Origin of the sequence: Flavobacterium jumunjinense (assembly GCF_021650975.2) — a bacterium.
In the GTDB taxonomy this organism is placed as follows: domain Bacteria; phylum Bacteroidota; class Bacteroidia; order Flavobacteriales; family Flavobacteriaceae; genus Flavobacterium; species Flavobacterium jumunjinense.
Map to the genome: position 1 here is coordinate 3,844,791 of NZ_CP091285.1, position 14,471 is coordinate 3,859,261.

The window sequence follows — 14,471 nt, forward strand, 5'->3', positions numbered from 1 at the left end:
AATAAAATAGCCAAAACCATAAATGATACCTAAACGGAATTTTAGGTCTATCATACCTATTTTTACCTGCAAAAAAAGATTTAAATTGAAAGACATTCATAATTAGACAAAATATAATATTCTTTTATCATTAAAAAAAAATAAAAAAAACCTCTGCTTTTATTTTCTGTAAAAAAAACAAAAAAACAACTTTTTTAACAATTAAAAGCACTATTTTTTATTATTTATAGAAAAAAATTATAATTTAAACAAAAATAAACAGAGATACTACATCTTTTATTAAATAAAAAAATGCTTTTATAAAACATTATTGATAAAAAATCACCGTTCGTTGAAATTTTAATGTTGTTGGTTTAAATAATTTTTTTAAAACAATAGTTAAAAATATATTTACAGTATGACTAACAAAAAAACAAACTATATAACATGAAAAAAGTAATTTTAATTACTCTACTTTTTTTTACTCTGCAAAGCGTTGTAGCACAGGTAAAAAAAATAAAAGGACAAGTCACAGACATGACTGGTCTACCTTTAAATATGGCAAACATAATTATTAAAGGAGAAAAAAAAGGTACTATTAGTGATTTTGATGGTTACTTTTCTATTGATGTAAACAAAGGACAAACACTAGTAATATCCTATCTTGGGTTTGAAACCAAAGAAATTATTGTTCAAGATCAAACTGAAATTAATGTACAGCTAAAAGAATCTATAGTAACAGGATTAAATGAAGTAGTTGTAACTTCATTAGGCATTAAAAAATCCAAAAAATCATTGACCTACTCTACTCAAGAAGTTAAAAACGAAGAATTAACAAGAGTAAAAGACGCTAATATTGTAAACACAATTGCAGGTAAAATTGCAGGTGTTGCAATAACAAGAAGTGCAGGTGGAACAGGTGGTTCTACAAAAGTTATAATTAGGGGAAACTCATCTATAATAAACAATCAGCCTTTATATGTTGTAGATGGAATACCGTTATATAATGTATCTCCAAGTCAACCAAATGAAGTATTTGGTGATACAGGAACTGGAAACAGAGATGGTGGAGATATTATTTCTTTAATTAATCCAGATGATATAGAAAACATGTCTGTACTTAAAGGAGCAGCAGCTTCTGCTCTTTACGGTACACAGGGAGGACGAGGTGTTATATTATTGACCACAAAAAAAGGAAATACAGGAAAACCAACAATCAAAATTACGTCTACCTCTATTTTTGAGCAGCCATTATCTTTACCTAAACTACAAAACTCCTATTTAGCAGTAGCCGACAATGCACAAGAGTCTTGGGGACCAGCTGGACAAAGCAAAGAATATGTGAACAACTTTTTCAATACAGGAGTAACACAAACCACTTCGGTAAACTATACAGGAAGTAGTATTTTAGGAACATCAATGTTATCGTTTGCTAACACAAGGGCATCGGGAATATTACCAGAAAATAGTTTAAATAAAAACAACTTTTCACTCAAGCAAAACACAAAGTTTTTCAACGACAAATTAAACATCAGTGCATTAGTAACCTATGCTAATCAAAAGATTTACAATAAACCTACGAGTGGACTGTATAACAACCCTTTGACTGGTTTGTATACTATGAACAGAAATAATGATTTTAATAATTATAGTAATAATTATGAAAATTACAATGCGCAATTAGATATACCAGAACAAAATTGGAATACTACTCCCGATGAATTTCAACAAAATCCATATTGGTTAATCCATAGAAATAAAACGATCGATAAAAACCGTTTTCTAATGGCTTCACTTAGTTTAGATTATACTATCAATACTTGGTTGAAAGTAGCTTCAAGATATAGTTATAGCAGTGTATCCAATTCATTCGACAAGAAAATATATGCTACTTCTGCAGCAACACTTTCACATGAAAATGGTAGATATATATTCTATGATTTAGTAAGTTCTCAAAATTATGGTGATTTAATTGCAACAATTGATACCGATTTTAATGAAGACTTTAGTTTTACTACAAACATTGGTTCAAGTTTATTAAAAAACTCAAACAACAAAGGTACTTGGTTAGATTCAGGAATTACAGAAGGGTTAGCTTCTCCTAACTGGTTTACACTTTCAAACTTTAATAGTATACGAGGAAGTCGTCAAATAGATGCTGGAACAAAAGAAATACAATCGGTTTTTGCAACAGCAAACATAGGATATAAAGATTACCTGTTTTTTGATGTGAGTGGAAGAAAAGACTGGTCATCAGCATTAGTTAACACTTCTAGTATTGGTTTCTTCTATAAATCAGTTGGTGTATCAAACATTATATCTGAAGTAATAGAAATGCCCAAATTTGTAAACTATGGAAAAATTAGAATGTCCTATGCAGAAGTTGGTAATGATGTATCATCCTATATAACAGTGCCACAATATACTATTGATCCTGTTACTGGTAATCCAAACTTCCCAAATACAAGACCTTTATTTGGTGCAGATTATAAATCGGAATTAAAATCGGAATTTGAAATTGGTACAGAATGGCGACTTTTTGAAAACAGATTTGGCTTTGAATTATCTTATTACAATTCGAAAACTAAAAATCAATTATTCTACATCCCTGCACCTTTATCAGCCTCATCTGCAAGTTTCTTTGGTATAAATGGTGGAAGCATTAGAAATACTGGAATTGAACTTATAGCAGATGCAAGAATCATCGAAAATGATAAATTTTCTTGGAAAACAATCCTTAATTATTCACACAATAAAAACACAGTTGAGAGCATTCCTGCCGATTTAGGTAACGAAGTAGCATTAACAATTGCGGGTAACAATGGCTATCAATATTCTTTAGTAGAAGGAAGACCTTTTGGAGTTATTCAAGGAAGAACATTAAGAAAAGACGAACAAGGAAGAGCAATATTAGCTACAGATGGTTCTTTACAATACAATAATACTTTTGAAGAAATAGGAAATGCAAACCCAGACTTTATGTTAGGTTTAGCCAATAACTTTAAAATTGGTAAAGTAAATGTAAATCTATTAATAGACGGACGTTTTGGTGGCGATGTTTTAAGCTTAACAGAGTCTATAAATGATTTCTATGGGGTTTCACAAGCTACTGCCGATGCAAGAAATAACGGAGGTGTAACATTGCAAACTGTTAGTGCTTCTGGTGTTCCAGCCACAACAACATTTACAGCAGAAGAATATTATAAATTTGTTGGTGGACGAAACGGAGTAGCAGGAGAATATATCTATGATGCTACAAACGTAATATTAAGAGAACTTTCTTTAGGCTATACCTTCACTCCTAAAAAATCAGGATTAATACACTCTGCGTCTTTATCTTTAATTGGTAGAAATTTATTTTTCTTCTATAAAAAAGCACCATTCGATCCGAACTTGTCTTTAAGTACAGGGGAAGGTTTACAAGGTGTAGACATCTACGGAATACCAAGTACTAGAAGTCTTGGTTTAAACTTAAATGTAACTTTTTAATCTAAGAAAATGAAAAAACAATTTATAAAAATAGTAATAGTCGTTGCCGTATTCAACTTATTTAGTTGTACAGAAGACTTTGAAGCAATTAATACAAATTCAACGGGACAATCTGAAATTACATTACCCGATTTGTTTAAAGGTATCTATTCAAACATTGTAATAGCAAAACCAGAATGGCAATATCAATTGCAACAAAATTTAAACGCCGATCTATGGTCTGGTTACATGGCAACACCAACAGGTTTTGCAGGAGGGAGTAACAATAGTACCTATAATTTAATTGATGGTTGGAATGATTTTGCTTGGGCACCAACCTACAAAAATATAATCGCTTTTACCGATGCAATTGAACGAAAAACCAAAAATGTTCAAAATGATTTTTATGCACTATCATTACTACTAAAAGTACAAGCTATGCATAAAGTAACCGACACTTTTGGTCCAGCTGTCTATTCACAATATGGCACAGGTGTACTTCCAGTATCTTATGATTCTCAAGAAGAAATATACAACGCTATGTTTACCGATTTAGAAACAGCAATTACACATTTAACAAATAAAATTCAAAGTGGAGAACCTTCCAACTTAGCAGGTGTAGATAAAACAGTATATGCTGGAGATATGACTAAATGGGTAAAATTCGGTAATTCCCTTCGCTTAAGATTAGCCATGAGAATTACAAAGATTAATCCAGTGTTAGCAAAAACTGAAGCTGAAAAATCATTTGCACATACTATAGGAGTAATTACAGAAAACAATGAAATCTTATCTTTAAATATACCACATCCAGTAGGTGTAATTAGTGAAGGATGGAAAGATATTAGAATGTCAGCCGATATGGAATCTATTTTAGTTGGCTATTCAGATCCAAGATTGAGCAAATACTTTAAAGAATCAGTACAATTTCCTACTGAATATAAAGGAGTAAGAACAGGAATCAATATTATTTCAAAAAGTGATCATCAAGATTTTTCTGGATTATCAGACGAAATTGTGTCGAAAATTACATTCATGACAGCTGCAGAAGTTTATTTCTTAAGAGCAGAAGGTGCATTAAGAGGCTGGAATATGGGTGGTATTTCTCAACTATTATATGAAGAAGGTGTGAAAAAATCATTTGAGCAACATGCAGCAACAAATGCAACAGCTTATTTGGCAGATAACAGTAGTGTACCTACAAACTATGTTGATACTGCACCAGGTTATGCTGTAAATAATACAAATGCTGTAAGCACAATTACAATAGAATGGAATGATATAGATACTAATGAATTAAAACTAGAACGAATAATTACACAAAAATGGATTGCTTGTTTTCCAGACGGACAAGAAGCTTGGTCGGAACATAGAAGAACAGGATATCCAAAATTATTTCCAGTAATAAAAAACACAAGTGGTGGTATAATTGACTCTAATTTAGGGGTTCGCAGAATTAATTTCCCTATATCCGAAGTAAATGCAAATGCTGCAGGAGTGGCTTCTGGAGTGAGTAAATTAAACGGTCCCGATAACGGAGCAACGAGATTGTGGTGGGACACAACGGGTTCAAACTTCTAATTGCTGTATAAACGACATAAGTAAAACCCTTATGTCGTTTTAGAATAAAAAATTTCAAAAAGAAAAAATATGAAAAATGTTTTAGACATTAAACCAGACATCAGTTACAAAAGTGTTGGTCACTTTGAAGAAACTCGATTCGAAAAAATTCATAATGCCATATTTAAAAACGCAACAGATGCCTCTATTGTTGTAGCTCATGAAATTGCAACTTTAATACAAACAAAACAAAAAGAAAGCAAAAACTGTGTTTTAGGATTAGCTACTGGATCTTCACCCGTAAAAGTATATGAAGAATTAGTAAGAATGCATAAAGAAGAAGGATTAAGCTTTCATAATGTAATTACATTTAATCTAGATGAGTATTATCCAATGACAAAGGAAAATAATCAAAGCTACCACTATTTCATGCACGAACATTTGTTCAATCACATAGATATTAAGCCAGAGAACATTAATATTCCAGATGGAACGGTTGCTATAGATGAAATCAATCAATATTGCATTGATTACGAAATGAGTATAAAAACAGTTGGCGGTCTTGATTTTCAATTATTAGGAATTGGTAGAACAGGACACATCGGATTCAACGAACCAGGATCACACGTAAATTCTGGAACACGAATTATTACGCTAGATCATGTAACACGTTCAGACGCTTCATCTGCTTTCAACGGAATAAGTAATGTGCCCAAAAAAGCCATTACTATGGGAGTGTCTACCGTTCTAAAATCGAAAAGAATCGTATTATTAGCATGGGGAGAAAACAAAGCCGATGTTATTACGACAACCATACAAGGAGAAATTAGTTCGGATATTCCTGCAACATTTTTACAAAATCATAACAATACTACATTTATACTCGATGTTTTTGCAGCATCACAACTTACGCGCTTCAAAACACCATGGTTAGTGGGCGAATGCAAATGGACACAAGAATTAAAAAGAAAAGCGATTGTTTGGTTGTGCCAGCAAACCAATCAGTCAATACTTAAACTTACTGATAGAGATTACAACAACCACGGAATGTCGGATCTTTTAGCATTAGAAGGTTCAGCCTATGATTTAAACATTAATATGTTTAATGTACTACAACATACCATTACAGGTTGGCCTGGTGGAAAACCAAATACAGACGATACCAATAGACCTGAACGTGCACTACCAGACAAAAAAAGAGTTATCATTTTTAGTCCGCATCCCGATGATGATGTAATTTCAATGGGTGGAACATTTTACAAATTAATTAAACAAGGACATGATGTTCATGTTGTTTATCAAACCTCTGGAAACATTGCTGTAACAGATCATGAAGCATTAAAATTTGCCGAAGTTGCCAATGATTTTAGTGGCGATAACAAAGAAAGTATCAATTTTCTCAAGGTAATTGAATTTTTAAGAAATAAAAAAGAGAACCAAATAGACGCACTAGATGTTAGAAAACTAAAAGGACTCATTCGAAGAAGAGAATCTTATGCAGCTACACGTTTATTAGGGTTAAAAGATGAAAACATACATTTCTTAGACCTTCCTTTTTATGAAACAGGACAAATTAAGAAAAACCCACTTGGAAGTAAAGACGTAGAAATTATAGAAAATATCATTTCAGAATTACAGCCCCATCAGGTTTTTGCAGCGGGAGATCTTGCCGATCCTCATGGAACGCATGAAATTTGTTTAAATGCGATTTTCGCAGCTATGAAAAACTTAAAAAATCAGTCGTATATGAATGATTGCTGGTTATGGTTATATAGAGGAGCTTGGCACGAATGGGATACGCACGAAATAGATATGGCTGTACCGCTAAGTCCAGATGAAGTATTAATAAAAAGATATGCTATTTTATCGCACCAATCTCAAAAAGACAGAGTAATGTTTCAAGGAAACGATTCAAGAGAATTTTGGGTAAGAGCAGAAGATAGAAACAAGAACACAGCCAAACTTTATGACTTTTTAGGTTTGCCCGAATATGAAGCTATTGAAGCGTTTAAACGATTCGATTATTAAGTAAAAACAAACACCATTTAAACAAAAATAAGCTGTTCAAAAAGTAAAAAACAAGAGTATTAGATTCAATACTTTTGTTATAAATGACATAATAGTAGTCTTTTTGAACAGCCTTTTTATTTAAAAAAGCCCATTAATTCATAGAATAAAGTTGATAATAACAAATTGATGAAATACCTATACCTATTCCTATTAATAAGCTACACTACATGTGCGCAACAAATCAATATAGATAAATTGAGCCTCATGCCTTGGCCACAAAATATTAGACTACATGATGGAACTTTCCAAATAACAAAAGATTTCAATATTAATATTACAGGAAATCCAAATCCTCGCATTTATAGCTATGCCACACGTTTTTTAAGACGTTTAGATGGTAGAACAGGGAATTTCTTTACCCAAAGTTACACTACAAGCTCAAATCAAAAACCCAATGCACAATTACAAATCAATTGTTTGCAACAAGGAAAAATTGACATTAGTCAAGATGAAAGTTATCAATTAAAAATTACACCAAAAAATATCACTATTGATGCAACTTCCGATTTAGGAGCGATGCATGCATTAGAAACCCTTTTACAACTATTAACTGTACAAGATGGCCAATTTGTGTTTCCTGCTTTAACCATAAATGATGCACCACAATTTACTTGGAGAGGCTTAATGATCGATGTAGCAAGACATTTTCAACCAATCGAAGTGATTACTAGAAATATAGACGCTATGGCAGCCTTAAAACTAAACATTTTTCATTGGCATTTAACCGATGATCAAGGATGGAGAGTCGAAATTAAAAGTCTGCCACAATTAACAAAACAAGCTTCCGACGGATTATTCTATACCCAAGAAGACATTAAATATATTGTAAACTATGCTGCTGAAAGAGGAATAATGGTTATACCAGAAATAGATGTTCCAGGACATGCTACTGCAATACTAACTGCAATTCCAGAAATTGGTAGTTTTTACAACAAGGACAAAACAATAAAAACATATACTCTAGAAAGAAATGCAGGTATTTTCGACCCAACACTAGACCCAACAAACCCTAAAACATATATCATTTTACAACAAATATTTGATGAGGTATGTGCACTATTTCCTTTCAACTATTTTCACATTGGAGGCGATGAAAACGAAGGCAAAGATTGGGATGCTAATCCAAAAATTGCGGCTTTCAAAAAAGAACACCAATTAAAAACCAACCATGATTTGCAAACCTATTTTAATATGAAACTATTAAAAATTTTGCAAACCAACAATAAAGAAGTGATGGGTTGGGAAGAAATAATGACACCCAACATGAGCAAAAATGCCATTATACATTCTTGGAGAGGTGTCAATGAAGGACTACATGCGGGAGAATCGCTAATTAATGCCGCAAAATCGGGATATAAAACCGTATTATCTAACGGATTCTATATCGATTTGGCATTAGGCATTGATGAACATTATAACGTAATGCTCATCGATGAAAAAGCCAACCTAACAACAGAAGAAAAGAGCAGAATATTGGGTGGAGAAGCCACTATGTGGGGCGAACTTGTTACACCTGCAACAATAGATTCTCGCATTTGGCCAAGAACAGCAGCTATAGCAGAAAGACTATGGTCGAATAGTACTATTACCGATGTTGATTTTATGAGAAAAAGAATCGTCAATGTTTCCTTTAGATTAGAAGAACTTGGTGTGCAACATATCAAAAACAAAAGCGTACTATTAAGAAATATTGCAAACAATCAAGATATACATGCTTTAGATGTTTTATCCAAAGTATGCGAACCTTTAAAAATATATACTCGAAACAAAGAAGGAACAGAATATCAAAGCTACTCCCCTTTTACACTCTTTGCCGATGCTTGCACTCCAGATGCAGAAGATGCCTTTATTTTTGAAAAAAGAACCACAAACTATATCAAAAATAAAAGTCCAGAAAATACGCAAGCACTTATCTATTATTTTGATTTATGGATACAAAACCATGAAGAACTAAAGCTGTTAAGTACAAACGCACCATTAATTCAGCCATTACTTCCAGTTTCACAAAATCTTAGTGACATAGCAAATGAATTTAAAAGGATACTAACACAACAACAAAAAATAAACAAAGAGCAATTGACTAAACTATTAGCCAAATGCGAATCAAAAAATCATGCCGATATTGAATTAGCGGTTTCCCCTTCTTTAAAGAAATTGTTAGGTAGCCTATAATTTCGTTTTCATAATAGTTAGAAAAGATTAATCAAAAGAAGGGAAAGGCAAAGGGAAAAATTCCTTTGCCTTTTTTTATTTACTCCAACCAAAATAACTATTCAAAATCATTCACCTCACTTTTCCCCTATTTCAATTCATAAATTCCCCAATTCATCTATTTTCAATTTCAAAAAATAACTTCTTCCTATAGATTTGTCTCATAATTAATAATCAAAAATAAAAATGAGAACAACTGCAAAAAAATTAAGATTCCTTACAGCTTATGCTACAATAATGACGGTACTATTAACTTCGTTAGTTTTATTTTCTTTCCATAAAATAAATAAAATTGAAAACTTTGAAGAAATCAATGTAAAACGAATTAATATTTTAGAAAACGATGGAACCATTAGAATGGTAATTAGTAATAAAGAAAAACAACATTCTGGACGAATGGACGGTAAAGATTGGGAAAAAAGAGAACGTCCTTCTGGAATGATTTTCTTTAACGATGAAGGAGACGAATGTGGTGGACTAATCTATCAGGCTAAAAAAACAGAAAAAGGAATAGTAGCTGGAATGTCTATTACAATGGATCAACACAAAAACGACCAAGTATTACAACTATCCAATCAAGAATTTGTGAAAGATGGTAAGTTAACTTCACAACGTGGTATTCACATTAATGCCATCAATTATGAATCGAAAGCAAATTTAACGAAACAATTAATAGAAGAGGCTAATAAAATTGAAGACACGAAACTTAGAAATACTAAATTAAACGAAATTTATAAAGAACACACAAGCAAAAACCTCCTATTCTTAGGGAAAACAAAAGGAAACTCGCAAGGACTTTTCATAAGTGATCCACAAGGGAACCCAAAAATGATGATCTATGTAGATGACAAGGGAGAACCAAAAATTCAAACCTTAAATGAAAAAGGAGAAGTTAAAGATTTTTTAATCCTTGAAAAATAAAATTTAAAAAAAATATAAGCGTAGCTCAATCACTACGCTTATATTTTTTCAATCATTACTTATATTTGTAGCATGAATACCATAAACAATCGCTCATTTCTAAAAAATAGCATTCTTGTTATAGTAGTAATTGTACTAATTAATACGGTTCAAATATTTACACTTTATCAAACCAAAAAATTTGGAGATATTAATTTCTACAATATCGAAGATCATATATTTGGAATAATTACCTGTCTTTTTTCCTTTATTAGCACCTATTTATCTTGGCAGTTCATAGCTAAGAAATACACTCAAAAAGTAATAAAAATTGGACTTACATTTTTAGTAGCCCTACTCCTTTTTAGCTGTATTACAAGTCTGTATTACACATTACTACGTCACTTTGTCTATCATTTAAGTACCAGTTTGGATATGCTTATTGGAAATATTGTTTTCGGATTAACTACCAATCATCTTTATATTAGTGGCTACACCATTGCTTATCTTCATTTTTCCAATGCTAAAAAATTAGCCTTAGATGTTGAACGATTAGAGAAAGAAAAAATCCTTTTTCAATCGAAAATGCTTCAAAAAAACTTAGAACCACACTTTCTATTCAATAACCTAAGCGTTTTATCTAATCTTGCCCATAAAAAACCAGAACAAGTAGAAGACTTCATCGATGATTTTTCAGATGTGTATCGTTATTATTTAAAACATAATCAACAAGAAATTGTCAGCTTAAAAGAAGAAATTGATTTTATAAATTCCTATATGAATTTAATCCAAAAGCGTTTCAATACCGCCTATCTACTTTCGCTTTCTATTGAAGACAAATCGGGTTATATAGTACCTTGCACCTTACAATTGTGCCTTGAAAATGCTATAAAACACAATTTCGGAAGTACCGAAAAGCCATTGCATATTACTATTGAGCGCATAGAGAATCAAATCGTAATAAAAAATGAATTCCGACCTGTAGAAACATTAAAAAGCTCTAAATTAGGCAATCAATATTTGAAAAATCAATATCAAATAATGTTCAATCAAAGCATAACATTCGAAACCACAAGCACACATTATATCGTCAAAATACCCATTATACAATGAAAGTACTCATTATAGAAGATGAAGATTTAAACGCAGAAACTATTGTTAACCACATTCATAGGTATGATGCTACATTACAAATTGTTGCACATTTAAAGAGTAAAGCAGCAATAGAAGATTGGTTACTTCAAAACAATAGTGTTGATCTTGTTTTCTCAGATATTGAATTATTAGACGGCAATGTATTTTCGTTATTAAAAGAAAACAAAATTGCTGCGCCCATAATATTTACAACTGCCTACGATACGTTCTATCAAGATGCCTTCGATAGTAACGGAATTGCCTATCTTTTAAAACCAATTAGTTACAAAAGATTCGAAGCAGCCATGCATAAATTTCAAAACCTAAAAGGCAATGAAAAGCAACAAGATTGGGAAAAAATTGCTACTACACTACTCAAAAGTACAGCTAACTATAAAGAGCGAATCATTATTAAAAACAATAATGAAATAACTATTCTAAACACTAAAAACATAGCCGCCCTACTCACCGATGCTGGAAAATGTATTGCAATTGACGAAGATGGAAAAGAACATACTTTTAGAGACAAAATAAGCGACTTGGTCGCACAATTAGATCCAAACATTTTTTTTCAAATCAATAGAAGCGAAATTATAAACCTCAATTATATTCAAAAAATAGAAACCTATTTTAATGATCGATTACTCATTAAAATTAAAAACTATAAAAACAAACTAACCACTAGCACATCCATTACACCACAATTTAAACGTTGGTTAGAAAAATAACAAAACTTTTTTATAAAACACTACACAATCCTATCTTTGAAAAAAGAAAAGCAAAATGACTAATTTCACCCAATATCCAAAACTAAACCAACTCTTCTTCATAAGAATAAGTATAGTTATCCTATTCGGTATAGCAATTAGTTACTTTATTATAAACATCAGTAATACACTAGATACCATAGAAAACAGCATATATATAGCTATTAATAAAGATTCTGACATACAAATAGTAAAAAAGCAATTGGAGTTAGAAATGTTAATGAACGAAGCAAGAACCACCATACAAAATAACATTAGCTATTTATTCATATGCATAATAATTGGAATGCAACTAATGAATAGAAATAGTGACAAAACCACCAAAGAGAATAAAAGACTTGATGAACTAGAAAATAGCAATCAAAATGAATAAAAACCTAAAAGAAGTAGCCCTACTCTTCTTCAAACTAGGAAGCATAGCTTTTGGAGGTCCAGCAGCACACATTGCCATGATGGAAGACGAAGTGGTCAAAAAAAGACAATGGATAACGCAACAACATTTTCTAGATATGGTGGGCGCTACCAATTTAATTCCTGGTCCCAACTCTACCGAAATGACCATGCATTGCGGACACGAAAGAGCGGGTTGGAAAGGATTAATTGTTGCAGGAGTATGCTTCGTTTTCCCTGCTGTAGTAATAACCATGCTATTCGCGTGGTTGTATCAAGAATACGGACAATTGCCAAATGTGCAACCCTTTCTATACGGCATCAAACCCGCAGTTATTGCCATTATTATTGGTGCAGTATATACATTAGGCAAAAAAGCCCTAAAAAACACAACACTAGGTATATTGGGTGTACTAACACTAATTGCCTGTTTATTAGGAGTACACGAAATTATAGCCCTTTTTACCTGTGGTAGTATTGGCATAATGATCTATCACTTTAAAAATTCAAAAAACAACCTAAACAGTTTCACACCATTAGTACTGTTTCAAATTACTGCATCGGCAAGTAGTTTAAAAGTATTATGGGCATTCCTAAAAGTAGGAGCACTATTATATGGTGGTGGCTATGTACTGTTTGCCTTTCTAGATGCCGAATTAGTAAGCACAGGACTACTCACCCGACAAGAACTAATAGATGCTGTAGCCGTTGGACAGTTTACACCTGGGCCCGTACTTTCCACAGCCACATTTATCGGTTGGCAACTCAACGGATTTTGGGGAGCAATAGCCGCTACTATTGGAATATTTCTACCCTCATTTATATTCGTAGCCATCCTTAACCCAATCATTCCAAAAATGAGGAAATCCAAAGCCATAGCTTCATTTCTCGATGCTGTCAACATTGCAGCAGTTGCCTTAATTGTAGCCGTTTGTATTGAAATGGGAAAAGACACCCTAACCGACTGGAGAACTATACTAATAGCACTACTCAGCCTTATCGTTGTGTTTGTCTTTAAAAAAATGAACAGCGCTTTCATTGTTATAGCAAGCGCTATTTTTGGTTATTTACTATCTTTAATTTAAACCTATGAAAAAAATAATCGCATTACTCCTCCTATTCACTTCTTTTTTAGCAATTAGTCAAAAGAAAATGATGAAAAAAGTAGCAACCGCTTTTGAATATTATAAAAATGATGAAAAACTAAAAGCAGTCACAATTTTTCAAGAAGTAATTAAAGAATACCCCAAATCCGATTATTACGGGAAAAACCTGTATAATATTCCAACCATTTACCAAGAGTTAGGCGAAACAGATTTAGCGATAGAATGGTATAAAAAAGTACTAGAAGATAATAAAATTAAAGATTCAGAAGAAGATCATTCTAGAGGAATATTCGAAACCAATGCTAATTATAAACATTATTCCGCAACAAATATTGGAGTAATCAACTATAACAATAAAAACTATACCGAAACATTAAAATACTACAAATTAGCAGCAACTACATATCCTTACTTTAATAGTTCAGAAACCGATTTAAAGCTAAATAAAATAAAAATCAGTAGTTACATTGCAGATTGCTACATACATCTAAAAGAAATCGATAGTGCAATCGTTGTTCTATTACCACATGCATTAACAACAAGTCCAACGTTAAAAAATCAAGCAAGTGAAAAAATAATGCAATTGCTACACGACAATAATAAAAAACAATCATTCAAAACAGAATTCGAAAAAGCGATAGAAAGTGCAAGAACATCTCCAAAGGGTATCATCTTAACGTGCTATAACATAGAAATAGAATTAATCCCCTATTCAGACGAAGAATTAACAACCGAATATTTAAAAAACACCAACTTATATAAAGAAGTAAATAAAACCGACAATTAATTCCATATAATAATGAAGCAAATAATCCTGCTGTTTTTATTTATAACGCTATTTAATTTGGCATGCAGGATAATTACAAACTTTCAAACATAGCTTAAG

Annotated in this window: 10 protein-coding genes; all 10 read left to right on the forward strand. The window is 32.0% G+C overall.

From position 1 onward, the window contains the following. Positions 1-426 precede the first annotated feature (426 nt). Positions 427-3,468: a SusC/RagA family TonB-linked outer membrane protein gene (locus L2Z92_RS17425; RefSeq protein WP_236455872.1), complete on the forward strand. Its 3,042-nt coding sequence runs from the start codon at positions 427-429 to the stop codon at positions 3,466-3,468. Between the two features lie 9 nt (positions 3,469-3,477). Further along, complete coding sequence (locus tag L2Z92_RS17430) at positions 3,478-5,028, forward strand: RagB/SusD family nutrient uptake outer membrane protein (RefSeq protein ID WP_236455874.1); 1,551 nt, start codon at positions 3,478-3,480, stop codon at positions 5,026-5,028. Positions 5,029-5,097: 69 nt separating this feature from the next. After that, a complete protein-coding gene (gene nagB / locus L2Z92_RS17435; protein WP_236455876.1) occupies positions 5,098-7,035 on the forward strand; it encodes a glucosamine-6-phosphate deaminase in 1,938 nt (645 codons plus the stop codon). A gap of 168 nt (positions 7,036-7,203) precedes the next feature. Continuing rightward, positions 7,204-9,249 carry a beta-N-acetylhexosaminidase gene (locus L2Z92_RS17440; RefSeq protein WP_236455877.1) on the forward strand — a complete coding sequence of 682 codons (2,046 nt, stop codon included), beginning with the start codon at positions 7,204-7,206 and terminating at the stop codon, positions 9,247-9,249. A gap of 225 nt (positions 9,250-9,474) precedes the next feature. Further along, positions 9,475-10,209, forward strand: a complete 735-nt coding sequence (locus L2Z92_RS17445; protein WP_236455878.1) for a hypothetical protein — start codon at positions 9,475-9,477, stop codon at positions 10,207-10,209. Positions 10,210-10,281: 72 nt separating this feature from the next. Beyond that, positions 10,282-11,301 carry a sensor histidine kinase gene (locus L2Z92_RS17450; protein WP_236455879.1) on the forward strand — a complete coding sequence of 340 codons (1,020 nt, stop codon included), beginning with the start codon at positions 10,282-10,284 and terminating at the stop codon, positions 11,299-11,301. Next, complete coding sequence (locus L2Z92_RS17455; RefSeq protein WP_236455880.1) at positions 11,298-12,050, forward strand: LytR/AlgR family response regulator transcription factor; 753 nt, start codon at positions 11,298-11,300, stop codon at positions 12,048-12,050. The genes L2Z92_RS17450 and L2Z92_RS17455 overlap by 4 nt, the downstream gene beginning before the upstream one ends. A gap of 55 nt (positions 12,051-12,105) precedes the next feature. After that, complete coding sequence (locus L2Z92_RS17460; protein WP_236455881.1) at positions 12,106-12,462, forward strand: hypothetical protein; 357 nt, start codon at positions 12,106-12,108, stop codon at positions 12,460-12,462. After that, entirely contained in the window at positions 12,455-13,564 is a 1,110-nt protein-coding gene (gene chrA, locus L2Z92_RS17465; RefSeq protein WP_236455882.1) for a chromate efflux transporter, read from the forward strand. Before L2Z92_RS17460 ends, chrA begins: the two co-directional genes overlap by 8 nt. A 4-nt stretch (positions 13,565-13,568) precedes the next feature. Then, positions 13,569-14,372 (forward strand): tetratricopeptide repeat protein, encoded by an 804-nt coding sequence (locus tag L2Z92_RS17470; protein ID WP_236455883.1) that lies wholly within the window; start codon positions 13,569-13,571, stop codon positions 14,370-14,372. Positions 14,373-14,471 lie beyond the last annotated feature (99 nt).